Origin of the sequence: Stenotrophomonas sp. 22385 (assembly GCF_052045085.1) — a bacterium.
Taxonomy (GTDB): domain Bacteria; phylum Pseudomonadota; class Gammaproteobacteria; order Xanthomonadales; family Xanthomonadaceae; genus Stenotrophomonas.
Genome location: NZ_JBQEOG010000001.1, coordinates 224338 through 240969, shown reverse-complemented (window position 1 = coordinate 240969; position 16632 = coordinate 224338). Strand labels below are relative to the sequence as shown.

The window sequence follows — 16632 nt, the reverse complement described above, 5'->3', positions numbered from 1 at the left end:
ATGGCAACCCCGCCGATCAGATCAGCGGCTCGTCGGACAGATAGGTGTAACCGGTCAGGCCCGCTTCCAGCGCCTCGGACAGCTCCTGCGCGCGTTCCGGCGACAGCCTGGCCGCCGCCACCCGCTCGGCATAGCTGGCGCGCAGGTCCGCCAGGCTGTAACCCACGTAGTCCAGCATCACGTCGGTGGTGTCGCCGCGACGCTGTTGGGTGATCGCGTAACCATCGGCATCGGCCCGTACTTCCACCGCGTCGGTATCGCCGAACAGATTGTGGATGTCGCCCAGGATTTCCTGGTAGGCACCGACCATGAAGAACCCGATGCGGTAGCTTTCGCCCGGCCGCACCGCATGCAGCGGCAGCGAGGTATCCAGGCTCTCGTTCTCGACATAGGTCTTGACCATGCCGTCCGAATCGCAGGTCATGTCGGCGATGATGCCGCGCCGCTGCGGCTGCTCGTCCAGACGCTCGATCGGCACGATCGGGAACACCTGGTCGATCGCCCAGGCATCGGGGATCGACTCGAACACGCTGAAGTTGACGAAGTACTTGTCCACCAGGCGTTCGTTCAACTCATCCAGTGCGGGGCGGTGGCTTTTCTCGTCATAGCTCAGGCGTGCACGCACGGCGTGGGCGATGGCGTAGAACAGGTCATCAATGCGCGCCCGCTGCGGCAGGTCGATCTGGCCCAGCGCATAGCTGGTCAGGCCCTCGGCGTGGAAGTGCTGTGCTTCCTGGAACAGCTCCACAGCCGGGCGCTGGTCCAGGTCGTCATGGATCTCGCGCAGGTGACGGATCGCGGCCGGCTCGTCGTCGTGCTGGTCGGGCACGCGGCCTTCCTGCGCTTCTTCGACTTCGGACACGTTGGCGATCAGCACCGCGTGGTGCGCGGTCATCGCGCGGCCGCACTCGGTGACGATGCGCGGCGGGGTCAGGCCGTGTTCCTCGCAGGCATTTGCCAGCGGCTGCACGATGTTGCCAGCGTACGAATCCAGCCCGTAATTGATCGAGCAGAAGCTGCGCGAACGGGTGCCTTCGTAATCCACGCCCAGCCCGCCGCCCACGTCCACGTGGGTGATCTTCGCGCCCAGGCGCGACAGCTCCACGAAGTAGCGGGTGGCTTCGCGCATGCCGTTGGCGATGTCGCGCACGTTGGAGATCTGCGAGCCCATGTGGAAGTGCAGCAGGCTCAGGCAGTCGGCGTATTCGGTGTCGCGCAGCGACTTCCACAGGTCCAGCAGCTGGCGCGGGGACAGCCCGAACTTGGCCTTGTCGCCGCCGCTGTTCTGCCACTTGCCCGCGCCCAGCGAAGCCAGGCGCATGCGCACGCCCAGGCCCGGCTTCACGTCCAGCGCCTTGGCTTCCTCCAGCACCAGCTTCAGCTCGGAGGGCTTTTCAATGACGATGAAGGTCTGCAGGCCCAGCTTGCGGCCGATCAGGGCCAGACGGATGTACTCGCGATCCTTGTAGCCGTTGCAGACGATCAGGCCGCCCGGGCGCGACAGCGCCAGCACCGCCATCAGCTCCGGCTTGCTGCCTGCTTCCAGCCCGAAGCCTTCGCCGTGGTGGCTGGCCAGGGTGCCGGCCACGCCACGGTGCTGGTTGACCTTGATCGGGTACACCGCCGTATAGCCACCTGCGTAGTCCCAGTCGGCCTGGGCCTGCCCGAAGGCGGCCTGCAGCTTGCCCAGGCGCTGGCCCAGGATGTCCGGGAAGCGCACCAGCAGCGGCAGCTTGGCCCCGGCGGCGCGCGCAGCGTCCACCACCTTGGGCAGGGACACCACCGGGCCGTCCTGGCCAGTCGGTCTCACCACCATGTGTCCTGCCTGATCCACGTCGAAGTAGCCATCCGCCCAATGCGGAATCGAGTAGGTCTTGCGGGCTTGGTCGAGGGACCAATCGGTCATTGCAGTCGGCCTGGTTGGTAAAAAAGGGGGTGCATGATAACGCCTATATGGCGACAGCTCCGTTATCATGCGCGCCCGCGCCCGTGCCCAGGCTGGAACCTGAACAGGCTTGCCCGGCTTAATCCCCCCTTCCCAACAGGACCGTCATCCCATGACTGACAACAACAACTGGTACATCGAGCACTTCGAGCGCACCGGCTCGGCCATCGGCTACCGCCTGAAGGGCAAGCTGGACGAAGTGCAGTCGCCGTTCCAGAAGATCGAGATCTTCGCCACCACCGACTGGGGCAACCTGATGACCATCGATGGCGCCATCATGTTGACCAGCAAGGACAACTTCTTCTATCACGAAATGATCAGCCACCCTGTGCTGTTCACCCACGCCGCCCCCAAGCGCGTGGTGATCATCGGCGGCGGCGACTGCGGCACCCTGCGCGAGGTGCTCAAGCACCCGGGCGTGGAGAGCGTGACCCAGTGCGACATCGACGAGCAGGTCACCCGCATGGCCGAGAAGCACTTCCCGGAGCTGTGCGATTCCAACCACGACCCGCGTGCCGAGCTGATGTTCGATGACGGCGTGGCCTACATGGCCAACTGCCCGGCCGGCAGCGTGGACGTAGTGATCGTTGATTCCACCGACCCGGTCGGTCCGGGTGAGGGCCTGTTCAACAAGGCCTTCTACGAGAGCTGCTTCAAGGCGCTGAAGGAAGACGGCATCCTGGTGCAGCAGTCCGAATCGCCGCTGATGCAGCTGGACCTGATCAACGAAATGCGTACCGAAATGGGCAAGGCCGGCTTCCAGTCGTTCAAGACCCTGCCGTTCCCGCAGCCGTGCTACCCCACCGGCTGGTGGAGCGTGACCCTGGCGCGCAAGGGCCAGAGCAGCTTCGACTTCCGCCAGGCCGATGCGGCCTCCAAGGCGTTCGACACGCTGTACTACACCGCCGCGCTGCACACCGGCGTGCTGGTCACCCCGCCGTTCGTGGCGGCAGCCCTGAAGGGTTGATGGAACCGCGTACCGACCAACGGTCGGTACCTACCGGGCATGTGACGACCGTTGGTCGGTACCTACCGGGTAGGTGACGACCGTTGGTCGTCACACGCCCAAAAAAGAAACCCGCGCTGGCGACAGCGCGGGTTTTTCATTCCGGCAGGTATCGACCGTGGGTCGATACGGGTCTCAAAGAGCCCAGATGCCCGCGATCACCAGCAGCACCAGCCCCCACTTGATCGCGTGGTAGGCAAACGCGCTGCGCGCGCGCAGCGCCTTGGCCTTCAGGCGCACCTTGTACAGGCCGCCGAAGGCCTTGTTCACCCCACCGGTCGGATCACCGGGCAGGTTCGGCGAAGCGCCACCGGCCAGCAGCGTCGCCGCCACCGCACGGTTGAACAGCCCCGGCAGGCCAAAGTGCAGCGGGCGAGCGATGTCGCAGAACAGGATCACCCGGTCCGCATCGGTCTCGTTGTGCGCGTGGTGGATGTAGGTTTCGTCGAACATCATCCACTCGCCGTCGCGCCAGCTTTTGCGGATGCCGTCCACTTCGATGTAGCAGCGGTCATCGTTCGGCGTGGCCAGGCCCAGGTGCAGGCGCAGCGAACCGGCGAACGGGTCGCGGTGCGGGCGCAGCTCGCTGCCCGGCGGCAGCTGGGCGAACATGGCCGCGCGTACGTCCGGAATCGACTCCAGCAGCGCGGTGGTCTTTGGGCACAGCGACTTCGCCGACGGATGCGAAGGGCCATACCACTTCAGATAGAAGCGCTTCCAGCCACGGCGGAAGAACGAATTGAAGCCGGCGTCGTTGTACGAGCTGGAGGCAGCAATCTTCTCCGCATCGCGCAGCGCCAGGGCCTCGTCACGGATCATCTGCCAGTTGGCGCGCAACGGTTCCAGCTGGGGAAAATCCTTGCCCGGATCGAGGAACGGTGTAGTCGGTACCTTGGAGAACAGGTACATCACCACGTTGATCGGCGCCATGAAACTGGAATGGTCGAGCAGCTGGCGCGACCAGCGCGCGCGCACCCTGCCGCGGTAATGCACGTAAAGCACGCATGCCACGAACAGGGCCACCACAATAATCTTGATCATCAAGCATCCACCGGCCGCTGCCGGACGGCCACAGGGGCCAAAAAAAGAGGGGGAAAGCCGGGCGCGACGGAGACGTGCCGTCAGGTGCGGTGCTGCCGCGCAGGCCGTGTTCAACACTGCTATGGTCCGCACCCACCCGCTCCCGGTCAAGCTGGCCGCGCGGGACATTCCTGCCCACGGGTGGGCGCGCATGGAAGTGCAACGCGCGCCTGCGGCGATTCCGGCCCCGCCGTAACTTCCATTCAATTCATTGATTTAAAAGAAGATATCCGAACCGGACGGGTTTCACGCCGCGCTGACGCGACAAACTGTTCCACGTCCGATTACGACATTTCTCCGACAGAGGCTGGTTTCGTGTACTGCCGAGTACTAAAATTAACGAAATCTTCCTGTTCCCCCATTCAGCAGCACCGGTACGCCTGACGCTTTGCGCCGACCGCCGGGTCGCCCCAGAACGTCATGACTACCCTCACTGCTTCGTGTGTCGACGACACCGCCCCCGCCGAGCTGCTCAAGCGCGGTGAACGCCTGCTGGAACCCGATGTCTACCGCACCTGCCTCAACGGGCAGCCGGCCGTGGTCAAGGACTACACCCGCTACCGTGGGACCCCGCTGTCGCCCATCGCGCGCCTGCTGGTCCGCCGCGAGGCGCGCATCCTGCAGCGCCTGGCCGGTTGGAAGCATGCCCCGGCCCTGCTGGGAACCATCGGCGGGCTGGCACTCGGCATGGAGTTCATTCCCGGCCAGACCCTGAGCGCGGCCCATTCGGTCGGCATCGAGGTGTTCGAACAGCTGCAGCAGGCGCTCGAACGCCTGCATGCGGCCGGCATCACCCACAACGACCTGCATGGCACCAACGTGATGGTCAACGGCAATGTACCGGTGCTGGTGGACTTCACATCGGCGTGGCGCAGCCCGCGCTGGCTGCCGGTGCATCCCGTGTCGCGCCAGCTCCGGCGCAGCGACCGCAAGAACCTGCTGAAGATGCGCCAGCGCCTGACCGGCACCCGCCCCAGCGCAGTCGAAGCGGCCCAGGTGGCCGACCCGCGCTGGGTGGCCAGCGTGCGGGTGGCCTGGAAGCGGTTCTACCGGTGGTTCAAGGGTTAAAGCGCGTCGGCGTCCAGTTCGCCGGTGCGGATCCGCACCACGCTGCCCAGGTCGTAGACGAACACCTTGCCGTCGCCGATCTTGCCGGTGCCGGCGGCCTTGACGATGGCTTCCACCACCTCGTCGACCTGGCCGTCGGTGACCGCCACTTCAATCTTCACCTTCGGCAGGAAATCCACCACGTACTCGGCACCCCGGTACAGCTCGGTGTGCCCCTTCTGCCGCCCGAAGCCCTTGACCTCGGTCACCGTGATCCCGGTGACACCCCGTTCGGCGAGCGCTTCGCGCACGTCATCGAGCTTGAACGGCTTGAGCACCGCCATGACCATCTTCATCTGTTGGCTCCTGTCTTCGCGGCAGAGGATAACGCCTGTCCCCCGGTGAACGCGATGCACCCGTATCGCACCGGTCCCTGCGGTGCGGATTATCCTTACCCGTGAAGCCTGGCCCGCCTGATGGTGGTTGCGGCCCGCCACGCCTAGAATTTCCCCACCTGCGGAGACCCCATGATTGACCTCAACCAACTCGATGATCTGGCGCGCCGCCTGAGCGACATGGTCCCCCCGGGGCTGCGCCAGTCGCGCGAAGAACTGCAGGCCACCTTCAAGAGCGCGCTCCAGGCCGGCCTGGGCAAGCTGGACCTGGTAACCCGCGAGGAATTCGACGTGCAGCGCGCCGTGCTGCTGCGCACCCGCGAGAAGCTGGAAGCGCTGGAGAAGACCGTGGCCGCACTGGAAGCCGCCGCCCAACCGCCGGCCGAGCGCCCGGCCCCCTAAAAGGAAACCCGATGAGCCTGGCGCTGGTGCACAGCCGTGCCCGCGCCGGCGTTCACGCGCCCGCGGTACGGATCGAAGTCCTCCTCTCCGGCGGTCTGCCGCATACCCAGATCGTCGGCCTGCCTGAAGCGGCAGTGCGCGAATCGCGCGACCGGGTACGTGCCGCACTGGTCTGCGCCCAGTTCGAGTACCCGCAGCGGCGCATCCTGATCAACCTGGCCCCGGCCGACCTGCCCAAGGAGGGCGGTCGCTTCGATCTCGCCATTGCGCTGGGCATCCTTGCGGCCAGCGACCAGATCGACCGGCAGCTGCTGGCCAACTATGAATTCCTGGGGGAGCTCGCCCTGACCGGGGAGCTGCGTGGCGTGGACGGTGCATTGCCCGCGGCCATCGCGGCAGCGGAGCTGGGCCGGACGCTGATTGTTGCCAGCGCCAACGGCGCCGAGGCCGCGCTCGCCCAGCATGCGGATGTGCGCGTAGCCCGTACCTTGCTGGAAGTATGCGCCGCGCTGGAGAGCTGCTCGCTGCCACGTGCCGTGCCGGCGCCGGTGGTCCCGCTGGCGGTGCCGGACCTGCGCGATGTGCGCGGCCAGCGGCAGGCTCGCCGCGCACTGGAAGTGGCCGCAGCGGGAGGTCATCACCTGCTCTTGCTCGGCACACCAGGCTGCGGAAAGACCCTGCTGGCCTCTCGCCTGCCCGGCATCCTGCCCGACGCCAGCGAAGCCGAAGCGCTGGAAACGGCCACCATCGCCTCGTGCAGTGGGGCCGGCATCGACACGGCCCGCTGGCGTCACCGCCCGTACCGCGCGCCCCACCACACCGCCAGCGCCGTGTCGCTGGTCGGCGGCGGCTCGTATCCCCGGCCCGGTGAGATCTCGCTGGCCCACAACGGCGTGCTGTTTCTTGACGAGCTTCCCGAGTGGAGCCGACACACCCTCGAGGTACTCCGCGAGCCGCTGGAATCGGGCACGGTCATGGTCGCGCGCGCCGCACGCACCCACGCGTTCCCTTCGCGCTTCCAGCTGGTGGCGGCGATGAATCCGTGCCCGTGCGGTTGGGCCGGCGACCGCAGCGGTCGCTGCCGCTGCAGCGGCGATGCCATCCAGCGCTATCGCGGGCGCATTTCCGGCCCGCTGCTGGACCGTATCGACCTGCATGTGGTGGTGCCAAGGCTGGAGCCGGGTGAGCTGCGCAGCGATGCACCGTGCGGCGAAGACAGCGCCACGGTACGCAGCCGCGTGGTCACGGCGCGCAACGTCCAGCTTGAGCGAAGCGGAAAGGCCAATGCGCAACTCCTGCCCTCCGAGCTGGATGCGCACTGCCGCTTGGACAACAACGACCAGCACCTGCTGGAAGCGGCCGTGGAACAGCTGCAGCTCTCGGCCCGCTCGATGCACCGCATCCTGCGGGTGGCCCGCACAGTGGCGGACCTGGCCGGTTGCGACCAGATCAGCACCGTGCATCTGGCCGAGGCCATCGGGTACCGGCAGGTTGACCGCGGCGGAGCTGGCTGATTCACGCTCTGCAGCAGGACGGGCGGGGCGGGGCGACCGGCGGGTTTTCTCGCCATCAATTGGAAGGGTGCCTGCGGTCAGGTGGTGGAGGCTTCCGCGCCGTTGCGGGTCATGCGTTACCGGGCGCTGCGGCGCTATCGGCGGTTGTCTGGGAACCAACCCTACCGCTGGTGGGCGCGCGGGGCGTGTGCCATCGCGATGCCTTGGCGGTAGGGTTGGATCCGGTCCTGCTTACTGGAAGTCCAGCGACAGCTCGACGAACATCGAACGGCCGAAGGCGTTGTAGACGCCCTGGTCGTAGTACGGCCAGTTGCCGTTGGTGCTGTCCACCGGTGGGCGTTCGTTGGTGAGGTTGTTGGCGGTCAGCAGCACGCTGGCGAGCTTGTTGATGCGGTAGTTGAGCGTGGCGTTCCAGGTCGTCCACGGGCCGATGTTGCGTTCCTCGCCGGTGGCATTCCAGGTGCGCGCGTTGCGCACGCCGTACACGTTGGTGCTGAAGGCGCCGATGTTCCAGTTCACGCCCAGCGTCGCCCGGTACTGCAGCTCATTGGAATAGCCGCAGCAGAGCATGTCGTAGACCGGGTCGCCTTCCTGCTGCTGCAGTTCGTGCTTCAGCGGCCGGTAGTAGCCTGCGGTCACCCCGAAATCACCTGCCCGCCCGGCGTTCCAGCGGTAGTCGCCCGACGCCTGGATGCCGGTCTGGCGCTGCTTGGCCAGGTTGATCGGATAGGAGAAGACCTTGGAGACGCCGTTGGGGTTGAGCGGATCGGTGGCCGGGTGGCGCTGCACCTGGGCGAGCACTTGGCGACAGGTTGGCGAGTTGATGTCGAAGGCCACGTCACCGTTCTCGGACGTTCCCAGGCGGCAGTTGGCCTCGGTGGCCAGGATGCTGTCGGTGCCCAGGATGGACACTTCGTTCTCGATCTTCACCGAGTTGTAGTCAAGGGACAGGTTCAGCGCATTGTCCAGCGCCGACCAGACCACGCCATAGGTGAAGGTCTCGGCCGTGATGTCCTTGAGGTCGCGGTTTCCGGTGCTGGAGGACAGCACCTGCAGCGAGGACTGCGGGCACTCATCGAAGTTCTCCGAGGTGTAGCCCGCACTTCGGCACAGGAAGGTGTCCACGTTGGTGGTGTAGCCACTGCTCTCGCGGGAGTACAGGTAGAACATGTCCGGCGAGCGGAACGCGGTGGCATAGCTGCCGCGCAGCAGGAGGGAATCGATCGGGCGGTATTCCAGGCCGAGCTTCCAGGTCGCCTTGCCGTTGCCACCACCACCCTGCAGGGAGTACTTGTCATAGCGCCCCGACAGGTTGGCGCTGAACGTGTCGAAGATCGGCACCTGCAGTTCGGCGCCCACCGCATACAGATCGCGCTGGCCTTCGGCCGAGGTACCTGCAGTCTGGCCACGGAACAGCACCGCGGCATTGGGGTCGGCCGACTGGTTGAAGAATTTCTCGCGGGTACCCTGCAGGATCATCGCAAAGCCGACGTCGCCGGCGGGCAGCCCGAACAACGAAGTGTTGGTCACCAGCGCGGTGACCCCGGTGCGGGATGCGGAAGACGCTGCGCGGTTGGTGCCGCTGAACTGGTCGTACTGCTCGCGGGTGAGCGGCTGGTACAGCGCGCCCAGGTTCGGCGCATAGGCTTCGTAGCCGTTGACCATGCCCAGCTTCGGACCAAGGTAGTAATCATCAATGCCACCCGTGGCCAGGAAGTCGGTGGACTTGCGGGTGACGTCGGTGCTGGAGCGGTTCACGTACACGTCGTAGTCGAAGCCGGTGTCGCCCAGCCCGCCGCGGGCGCCGGCCGTGATGTTCCACGAACGGGTATAGACGCGCTGGTCCTTCGCGTCCATGCCCACTTCTTCGGGGGCGTAGATGCGCTGCCACTGCTCGTAGTTGCCGGTGGTCTGGTTGTAGAAGGTCTTGTTCCAGAAGGGGCTGCCCCCGGAATAGGTGGGCCGGCCGAAACTGAAGAGGATGTCCGAGTACAGCTCGGTGGTTTCGCTGAGGTGGTAGCGCAGGAACGTGGTGGCGTTGACGTCTTCGCTCTTGTTGTAAAGCGTGGCGGTACCGACGTTGTCCGGGCTGCCGCAGTAGTAGCCGGTGCCTGCGGCGTTGCGGTGGGCGTAGGTGGTGCTGCCACCGAACAGGTAGGACAGCGGTGCGCAGGTGGCCTGGCCGGGGTCGATGTAGCCGTTGGGGGACATCTGCATGCGCAGGAAGGTGCGCGAAGGATCCTGCGGCCCGGTCGGGCTGTCGTTGACGCTGTCAATGTAGCTGCGGTCGGAGGCGAAGATGGGCTTCTGCTTGGTGTACTCCAGGCCGTAGCTGAGGTCCAGGTTGCCGAAGGAATGGCCGCTGCTGAAGATGAAGCGCTGGCTGGAGCCACCGCCGTCGCTGTAGCCGCCGGCGCGGTAGCGGAAGTGGGTGCCTTCCACCTTGTCCTTCAGCACGATGTTGATCACGCCCGCCACCGCCGACGAACCGTACACCGAGGACTGCCCGCCGGTGAGTACATCGATGCGCTCCACCATGCCCAGCGGAATGTTGGCGATGTCCACGATGCTGGTGTTGCCGTTGTAGGCAAGCGGGTAGCTGTTGAGCGGACGGCCGTTGAGCAGAGTGAGCGTATAGCTCGGGTCGAGCCCGAACAGACTGACGGTCTTCGCGCCCGGCGTGTAGAAGCCGGTGCCCTGCGAGTCCTGCACCGAGCCGTTGGCCATGGGCAACGAGCGCAGCGCATCGAATACCGTAGTAAAGCCCTGCGCTTCAATTTCTTCGGCAGTGATGGTGGTCACCGGCGAAGGGCCTTCGATCTGCGCGCGGGGAATCAGCGAGCCGGTGACGTTCACGGTATCCAGCTGCCGGGTGGCCGGCGTGGCGCCTTCTTCGTCGGAGGGGGACGCCTGTGCCTGTGCGGCCAGGGGGTGGAGCAGTACGGATGACACCAGCAACGACAGCAACGTGCGCTTCATCTTGCAGATCTCCAGTACAAGGTCTCCCGGCGCCGCATCGGCGCAGGAGAGTTGGGGTGCAGGGGGGTTCCGTTGGGCGTGGGGTGCAGCTTTTCTAGATCGATCTAAATCAATTGTCAATAATTTGAAATGAAACCATTCCAAGCGCTTAGATCGAACGAAATGGCACTTGCGGCTGGCGGGCGCCGTGTTGCAGGATCAGCGCGGTTGCCCATCACGTCCTGGAGTGCCGCGTATGCGTCTGCGCCGTTGCCTGATCGTCCCTGTCGTTGCTGCAACCCTCGCCTTTCCCGCCGCACACGCGGCGGAGATCCAACAGACGCGCGATGGCGTGACCCTGACCTACCAGGACCAGAGCGGTTCAACGGTTGCTGCCGTGCGCGACCGCATCATCGCCACCTTCTTCGCCACGTATCCGCGCGAACGCCGCGACTACCATCCTGCGGCGCCGTCCAGCGTGCGCATCGTCATGGACCCTTCGTACGACGGGGTAGCGTATGTAGGTGAGAAGGAGAAGTCGGCCACCATCACCATCAATCCGCGCTGGCTGGAGAAGCATCCCAACGACACCGACCTGGTGACCCATGAAGCCATGCATATCGTGCAGGGCTACCCGGGCTATGCCAGCGAGCAGGCACCGTCGTGGCTGGTGGAGGGTATCGCCGACTATGCGCGCGACCATTACGGCGTGGACAACGCGGCCGGCGGCTGGGCGCTGCCTTCGCAGGTCAAGCCGGAGCACAAGGTGGACACCGGCTACCGTGTTACCGGTGCATTCCTTAAGTGGAGCGAGGCCGGACACCCGGGCCTGGTGAAGGCACTGGATGCGGCACTGCGCAAGGGCAGCTATACGCCGGCGCTGTGGAGGGCGCACACCGGTGAAGATCTGCCGGCGCTTTGGGAGGCTTATGTTGCTCAGCAGGGTAGCGGCGTTGGAGGCGCCTGATTGTTGCGGGGCGGCGTGTAGGAGCGTCGCTCCGTTCTGGGTCCATGCGTCAATGCATTGATGGGTGTTGAGGGCGGTCGTTTGGGAACCGACCCTACCATCGGCAGCGTCGCGCGTGCGGATGGCTACCGGTGGGTTGCGTCACGTAGGACGAACTGCTCGATGGCCACGGCCACGCCGTCTTCGGAATTGGTGGTGGTCTGGTGCAGTGCCGTCGCCTTGACGACGTCCACCGCGTTGCCCATCGCCACGCTGGTGCCGGCGTACTGGAGCATGGTCAGGTCGTTTTCCTGGTCGCCGATGGCCATCACCTGGGTGCGGTCGATACCCAGGTGTTCGGCCAGCTTCTGCAGGCTTGGGCCTTTGCCGGCGCGGTGGTCGAACACTTCAAGGAAGAACGCCGCGCTCTTGAGCACGGCGAAGCGGTCGGTCAGCGCCAGCGGCAGGCGTGGAATCACAGCGTCCAGAATCTGTGGTTCGTCCACCATCATCAACTTGATGAAGGACATGGCCGGGTCCATCTCGTCCACGCTGCGATACGACAACGGCACGCGTGACAGGTGGGAATCGGCGACGGTGTAGATGCTGATGTCGCGGTTGGGCGTGTACAGCCGTTCGCCATCCAGCGCCTGGAAGTGCACGCCCAGCTCGCGCGCCACCTGCTCGCAGAACAGGAAATCATCGAAGCTGAGCGGGTACTCCACCACCACCTCACCGGTGGCAACGCGCGTGACCAGCCCGCCGTTGCAGGCGATGCAGTAGTCGTCCGCGCCGTTGATATCCAGCTCCTCCAGGAACGGGGCCAACCCGGACACCGGCCGCCCGCTGGTCAATACGATCCGCACGCCCTGCGCCCGGGCGCGGGCAATGGCCTGCTTCACGCGCGGGGTGAGCTTGTGCGCCGGGTCCAGCAGCGTGCCATCCATATCAATGGCCACCAGTTCAATGGCCGGCTGGCGGCGTCCCATTTCCATCTCGATCAACCTCGTTCACTGCCAGAAACGCTGCGATGCAGCCGCAACCTAGTTTAAGCCAGTGGCGCCCCGGCAAAGAAAAGGCCAGCCGGGTTGCCCCGGCTGGCCTCCATACCACACACGCGGTTGCACAGATCGAGGGTGGGGCTCAGCGCCCCATCGCCACCTTCTGCTGCTCTTCCTGCACCTGTTGCTGCTGGCTGGCGTTGTTGCCCAGCAGCTGTGCGCTGGTCTGCTCCAGCGGCGGCGCCTGGCTCAGGTCCACGGCGGCGCGGTAGCCCGGCGTGGTGCCCATCACGAACGCCTTGCCATCCTGTACGGCCACGCTCTGCAGCTTCTCCGGCGAATCGATGCCGGCCTGCTTGGCCTGCAGGGTGACGTTGGCTGCCGCTTCGTTGGAAATCACGCTCGGCAGCTGTCCACGGATGGCGTTGTGCAGCGGCGTGTCCGGATGGCCCTTGTCACCCAGCTGCGGGCCGCTGGCGGTGCGGGTTTCCGCGGTCTGCGCCTGCGTTGCGGCCAGCTTGCCGAAGGTTTCGCGGCCCACGATGCCGTCGTCCTTCAGGCCCTGCTGCTTCTGGAAGGCCTGTACCGCTTCGCGGGTGTTGTCGCCGAACTTGCCGTCTTCGGCAAGGCGGTTGCCGTTGGCATCGCGAACGCCCAGGCGGTTCAGGTCTTCCTGGAGCCTGGTCACCTCATCGCTGCGGTCGCCCTTGCGCAGCGTGCCTGCCGGTGCGTGGTCGTGGTCGTGCGCATGCCCGTGCTTACCGGCCTCCTGCTGGATGCCCTTGTTCCAGAAGGCCTCCGGGTTGATCAGCTTCCCGGACGGATCCTTCATCTGGTAGTGCACATGCTGGGCGTACTGATTGGGCCCCTGCGGCCCGCGGCCGCCCATGGTGCCGATCGGATCGCCCGGTTCCACGTGCTGGCCGACCTTCACCTGGGTGTCCTGCATGTGCAGGATCTGGTGCGAGTTGCCCTGCGCGTCCTGGATCATGACCGTGCCGTACTTGCCGCCTACCGAGGTCACGGTGCCGGCGATCGGCGCGTGGATGGTCGGGTGCTGCAGGTTGCGGCCGGTCTGGCCACCGACATAGTTGAAGTCGCTGCCGCCATGGCTCTTCTCGCCACGGTGCTCACCGAAGTGGCCGGTAATGTGCGGCTTGACGCCATTCTGCGGCGGCAGCATCACCTGCATGGTGTGCTCGTAGGAGCGCGCCTGGGTGGCGGCGGCGCCAACCGCGGCAGCGCCGGCCACGGCGGCGGCGGCGGCTGGGACGGCATGCTGCTGCGCGGGTGCCTGCGTCTGGGTCTGGCTCAGGCGCTGGTTGACGAACTGTTCGTACTCATCCAGGTGCGGCGCGACCTTGCGCTGCGACAGGCCGAGGCCGCCGTAGTCCTTGGTCGGGCCGTCGTGGTGGTACTTGTAGATGTAGTCTTCGCCCTGGCCACGGTCGCGTGCCAGGTTGCGGTTGTCGACGAAATGCGCCACCAGCGCGTCGGACTGCGCGTGGACGTCGAAGCGGTTGGCGTTGTTCAGGCCGTAGTGCCTGCCGGTGCGATCGATGAACTGGCCCAGGCCGGAAGCCGAGGTGGTGCCGGCGGCAGCGTCCGGGTTGAAACCGGATTCGACGCGGGCAATGGCCAGCACGTAAGCGGTTTCGCGCGGGGTGAGACCGGCTTCACGCGAGGATTCGATCAGCGAGTCGATCACGCGCGACTGTACTTCGGGGGACGCATCTCCCCAGCGGCGCGATTGGCCATGCAGCGGGCGGGATTCATCGATCGGCTCGCGGTAGTGGCTCCACGATTCGATCTGGCTGCTGCGGTATGCCGCGCCAGGCGGCTGCACCATGTTGGTGTAGATTTCGTTTGGCATGTCTGTGCTATCCATTCTATGAGAAAGGGGCTTTCCTTAAGGGGTGTTGCTCCTTTGAAGCGTATCGACCAACGGTCGATACCTACCGCTGCGTTGTGTATCGGCGCAGGGCCGTTACGTACCAGAATTCATGTTCCGGGCAACGCGCATCAACGTCATGTCGATGTACTGCTCACTCTTCGATGTAGTCCACCTCCGGATGGGTGATGCCGAGCTTGGCGATCATCTGCGAATACTCGTCGTTGTTGGGCGACTGCGCGTCGGCTTCGCCGCGCAGGGGCGGTGTGTTGTGGGTCAGCTGCCTGCCATTGGCGTCGTACAGGGTGAACCATTCGCAGAACGCGCAGCCAAACGGCAGCTCGCCGTACTGCACCACGAAATACGAAGCGCCCTGGTTGTCTTCAGCGCAGGCCAGTCCTACAGCGGTGTAGTCACTCAGCTCCGCCGGTGTATCGATGGCACGGCGCTGGCCGTCCTTCTCGATCTCCAGACGGGTGCGGGTGGTGTCACCGTCCTTGGCCGGCAACGCAGTCAAGTGCAACGTGGCACCTGGGCATTCCTTGTGCATGCCTTTCTCTTCTTGCGGTGTGGATGAAGGGGTAGTCGCCGCTGCGACCGCAGGCGCGGCAGCGGTTTCCGGAGTGGCGGCGGAACCGCCGGCCCCGGTAGGTGCATTGCACGCAACCAGCAACAACGCCAGTGCGGCAGTCGGAACGAAACGCAGTGTGGACATCACCCGCTCCCTGGATCAGATCGACTCATCGGCCATGCGCACCAGCTGCCAGCATGGGCGCTGGGCGAAGTAGTACGACTGCTGGTTGCTGGTATCGGGCGTACGGATCAGCACCTTCATGGTGCCGTCGGCCTCTTTGGTGACCTGCATCTCGCGGCCCACGGCCGCAAGGCCGGAGGGATTGGGCATGACCGGCCAGGTGACCTCGCTGAGCGGGACCTTCTCGCTGACCAGGGTGGGCTCGCCCTGCCCTTCGGTGTCGTAGCGTTCGCTCAGCAGCGGGTCGGCTACCGACTTTTCCTGCAGGGCGATCTTCTTTCCGAACTCGGACAGGAACGCATCGAAATCGGCCAGTTCGCAGGCGGCGGATGCATCGGCAGCCGTGGGATCCGTGGCTGGCGCGGTGGGCGTGGCGACCGGAGCGGCAACGGGTGCGGCGGCATCCGCCGGAGGGGTCGAGGCAGCATCGGGCTTGCACGCGGCCAGCAGGATGCTCAACGACAACGCGAGCAGCGTCATGGGACGAAGATGGGACAACGGATCCTCCTGATTCGTGTCGTGGCGCGTATCACACTACGCCGGGGGGCGTAGCATAGCGGCGCGCCAATGCCATGGCGTTCACATCCCGCCCACAGGCCGGGGCAGTAACGACATGCGTGATGGAGCGCACCTATTTATTGTGAATCTCATCACATTGTAAGGCGTAATGTTCCATTCTCCCAACAAGGGATGTCAGCCTTTTGACATCTCCGCCCGTATCGGTGTCCTGGTTCATGCGTATCCATTCGCTACAGCTCCCCGTTTCCAATGTTGCGCGGGTGGGGCGCTACTTCGCCGAGGTGCTGCAGCTGCCGGTGCGCGACGATGCGGTGCGGATCGGCTGGACGACCCTGCAACTGCGCCCGGCCGGTGATGATCCGGTCGGCGGGGTGCACCTGGCGTTCAACGTGCCGGCTGACCGCTTCGAGGCCGCAACCGCCTGGCTGCTGGCGCGCACCCCACTGCAGCGGACTGCCGAAGGCGAGACGCTCTTTACCTTTGGCGGACGCTGGGAGTCGGAATCCATCTACTTCGATGGCCCCGATGGTCTCATTCTGGAACTGATCGGGCGACGCCGCTTGCCTGCGTCCGGCCGTGTCGGTCAGTTTCATGGCAGCGAGCTGACCTGCGTGAGCGAGGTCGGGCTTCCCACTGCCGATGTGGCCGCATCGAGTGCGTGCGCGCAAGCCACGTTCGGGCTGGACCCTCTCAGCCCGCCCGTGCCGCACTTCGCCGCGTTGGGGGACGACGAAGGCGTGCTCATCGTAGTGGACGCAACACGCCGCTGGTTCCCGGAGCAGAGAGTGCTGCCCAACGCGCGTGGCATCGCGGTGACGCTGGGTAATGTGACTGCAGGGCAGCTTGGCGACCCCGCGCAGGGCTGGCATCTGCGCGCGCCTGCGGCGGCTTGATCGAATCGCCTCCCAGGGCTGGCGCAACCCGGACCGTGCAGCATTCTGTCTGACGTGCAACGGAAGGGCCCCGCCGCAGCGGGGCCCTACGATTCCACAATACAGCCAGCCGTCACTCTTCCTCGTCTTTCCAGCCCTGCTGCTGGTTCTGGTTGCGCTGCTGTTCGTGCTGCTGTTGCTGTTGCTGCTGGTCGCGTCCGCGCTCCTGCTGCTCACCACGCTGGCTGTGGGAACTCTGATTGCGCTGCTGGGCCATGTCGGGTCTCCGGATGCCGCGTGCG

At 65.5% G+C, this 16632-nt stretch carries 15 protein-coding genes; 6 read left to right on the top strand and 9 right to left on the bottom strand.

Annotated features, from left to right (window positions below; genetic code table 11):
• Window positions 1-16: 16 nt before the first annotated feature.
• Window positions 17-1906, bottom strand: coding sequence for an arginine decarboxylase (gene speA, locus ACTJI4_RS00975; protein ID WP_392922574.1), 1890 nt, complete (start codon window positions 1904-1906; stop codon window positions 17-19).
• Window positions 1907-2057: 151 nt separating this feature from the next.
• On the opposite strand from speA, the gene speE reads away from it, so the two are divergent.
• Window positions 2058-2912: a polyamine aminopropyltransferase gene (gene speE / locus ACTJI4_RS00970; RefSeq protein ID WP_392922571.1), complete on the top strand. Its 855-nt coding sequence runs from the start codon at window positions 2058-2060 to the stop codon at window positions 2910-2912.
• Between the two features lie 174 nt (window positions 2913-3086).
• On the opposite strand, the gene ACTJI4_RS00965 is transcribed toward speE, so the two are convergent.
• The gene (locus ACTJI4_RS00965; protein ID WP_392922568.1) at window positions 3087-3992 is read right to left on the bottom strand and encodes an aspartyl/asparaginyl beta-hydroxylase domain-containing protein; all 906 of its coding nucleotides are present in this window, start codon (window positions 3990-3992) and stop codon (window positions 3087-3089) included.
• A gap of 459 nt (window positions 3993-4451) precedes the next feature.
• On the opposite strand from ACTJI4_RS00965, the gene ACTJI4_RS00960 reads away from it, so the two are divergent.
• On the top strand, window positions 4452-5099 hold the full coding sequence (locus ACTJI4_RS00960) for an RIO1 family regulatory kinase/ATPase domain-containing protein (protein WP_392922565.1): 648 nt from the start codon (window positions 4452-4454) through the stop codon (window positions 5097-5099).
• Here ACTJI4_RS00960 and ACTJI4_RS00955 read toward each other — a convergent pair.
• Entirely contained in the window at window positions 5096-5434 is a 339-nt protein-coding gene (locus ACTJI4_RS00955) for a P-II family nitrogen regulator (RefSeq protein WP_068854331.1), read from the bottom strand. The two genes, ACTJI4_RS00960 and ACTJI4_RS00955, sit on opposite strands and share 4 nt — an antisense overlap.
• Window positions 5435-5605: 171 nt before the next feature.
• On the opposite strand from ACTJI4_RS00955, the gene ubiK reads away from it, so the two are divergent.
• Window positions 5606-5875, top strand: coding sequence for a ubiquinone biosynthesis accessory factor UbiK (gene ubiK, locus ACTJI4_RS00950; RefSeq protein WP_068854332.1), 270 nt, complete (start codon window positions 5606-5608; stop codon window positions 5873-5875).
• Window positions 5876-5886: 11 nt separating this feature from the next.
• Entirely contained in the window at window positions 5887-7389 is a 1503-nt protein-coding gene (locus ACTJI4_RS00945) for a YifB family Mg chelatase-like AAA ATPase (protein ID WP_440868274.1), read from the top strand.
• Window positions 7390-7620: 231 nt separating this feature from the next.
• Here the strand turns inward: ACTJI4_RS00945 and ACTJI4_RS00940 are convergent, their stop codons facing one another.
• A complete protein-coding gene (locus ACTJI4_RS00940; protein WP_392922557.1) occupies window positions 7621-10368 on the bottom strand; it encodes a TonB-dependent receptor plug domain-containing protein in 2748 nt (915 codons plus the stop codon).
• 235 nt (window positions 10369-10603) lie between these two features.
• Here ACTJI4_RS00940 and ACTJI4_RS00935 point away from each other — a divergent pair, with 235 nt between their 5' ends.
• Window positions 10604-11314, top strand: coding sequence for a basic secretory protein-like protein (locus ACTJI4_RS00935; protein WP_440868273.1), 711 nt, complete (start codon window positions 10604-10606; stop codon window positions 11312-11314).
• Between the two features lie 125 nt (window positions 11315-11439).
• Here ACTJI4_RS00935 and yidA read toward each other — a convergent pair whose 3' ends face one another.
• The 4 genes from yidA to ACTJI4_RS00915 form a co-directional block, all read right to left on the bottom strand.
• On the bottom strand, window positions 11440-12288 hold the full coding sequence (gene yidA, locus ACTJI4_RS00930; protein WP_440868272.1) for a sugar-phosphatase: 849 nt from the start codon (window positions 12286-12288) through the stop codon (window positions 11440-11442).
• A 148-nt stretch (window positions 12289-12436) separates the two neighbouring features.
• Window positions 12437-14167 (bottom strand): peptidoglycan-binding protein, encoded by a 1731-nt coding sequence (locus tag ACTJI4_RS00925; protein ID WP_440868271.1) that lies wholly within the window; start codon window positions 14165-14167, stop codon window positions 12437-12439.
• Window positions 14168-14339: 172 nt separating this feature from the next.
• Window positions 14340-14900, bottom strand: a complete 561-nt coding sequence (locus ACTJI4_RS00920; protein WP_392922546.1) for a hypothetical protein — start codon at window positions 14898-14900, stop codon at window positions 14340-14342.
• Between the two features lie 15 nt (window positions 14901-14915).
• The gene (locus tag ACTJI4_RS00915; RefSeq protein WP_440868270.1) at window positions 14916-15437 is read right to left on the bottom strand and encodes a hypothetical protein; all 522 of its coding nucleotides are present in this window, start codon (window positions 15435-15437) and stop codon (window positions 14916-14918) included.
• Window positions 15438-15673: 236 nt separating this feature from the next.
• Here ACTJI4_RS00915 and ACTJI4_RS00910 point away from each other — a divergent pair, with 236 nt between their 5' ends.
• Complete coding sequence (locus ACTJI4_RS00910) at window positions 15674-16351, top strand: VOC family protein (protein WP_440868269.1); 678 nt, start codon at window positions 15674-15676, stop codon at window positions 16349-16351.
• Between the two features lie 112 nt (window positions 16352-16463).
• Here ACTJI4_RS00910 and ACTJI4_RS00905 read toward each other — a convergent pair whose 3' ends face one another.
• Window positions 16464-16607 carry a hypothetical protein gene (locus tag ACTJI4_RS00905; RefSeq protein WP_392922538.1) on the bottom strand — a complete coding sequence of 48 codons (144 nt, stop codon included), beginning with the start codon at window positions 16605-16607 and terminating at the stop codon, window positions 16464-16466.
• Window positions 16608-16632: the final 25 nt, after the last annotated feature.

Coding starts and splice junctions, on each gene's coding strand:
- speA (WP_392922574.1), bottom strand. CDS start 1,906: ATGACCGATTGGTCCCTCGACCAAGCCCGCAAGACCTACTCGATTCCG.
- speE (WP_392922571.1), top strand. CDS start 2,058: ATGACTGACAACAACAACTGGTACATCGAGCACTTCGAGCGCACCGGC.
- ACTJI4_RS00965 (WP_392922568.1), bottom strand. CDS start 3,992: ATGATCAAGATTATTGTGGTGGCCCTGTTCGTGGCATGCGTGCTTTAC.
- ACTJI4_RS00960 (WP_392922565.1), top strand. CDS start 4,452: ATGACTACCCTCACTGCTTCGTGTGTCGACGACACCGCCCCCGCCGAG.
- ACTJI4_RS00955 (WP_068854331.1), bottom strand. CDS start 5,434: ATGAAGATGGTCATGGCGGTGCTCAAGCCGTTCAAGCTCGATGACGTG.
- ubiK (WP_068854332.1), top strand. CDS start 5,606: ATGATTGACCTCAACCAACTCGATGATCTGGCGCGCCGCCTGAGCGAC.
- ACTJI4_RS00945 (WP_440868274.1), top strand. CDS start 5,887: ATGAGCCTGGCGCTGGTGCACAGCCGTGCCCGCGCCGGCGTTCACGCG.
- ACTJI4_RS00940 (WP_392922557.1), bottom strand. CDS start 10,368: ATGAAGCGCACGTTGCTGTCGTTGCTGGTGTCATCCGTACTGCTCCAC.
- ACTJI4_RS00935 (WP_440868273.1), top strand. CDS start 10,604: ATGCGTCTGCGCCGTTGCCTGATCGTCCCTGTCGTTGCTGCAACCCTC.
- yidA (WP_440868272.1), bottom strand. CDS start 12,288: ATGGAAATGGGACGCCGCCAGCCGGCCATTGAACTGGTGGCCATTGAT.
- ACTJI4_RS00925 (WP_440868271.1), bottom strand. CDS start 14,167: ATGCCAAACGAAATCTACACCAACATGGTGCAGCCGCCTGGCGCGGCA.
- ACTJI4_RS00920 (WP_392922546.1), bottom strand. CDS start 14,900: ATGTCCACACTGCGTTTCGTTCCGACTGCCGCACTGGCGTTGTTGCTG.
- ACTJI4_RS00910 (WP_440868269.1), top strand. CDS start 15,674: ATGCGTATCCATTCGCTACAGCTCCCCGTTTCCAATGTTGCGCGGGTG.
- ACTJI4_RS00905 (WP_392922538.1), bottom strand. CDS start 16,607: ATGGCCCAGCAGCGCAATCAGAGTTCCCACAGCCAGCGTGGTGAGCAG.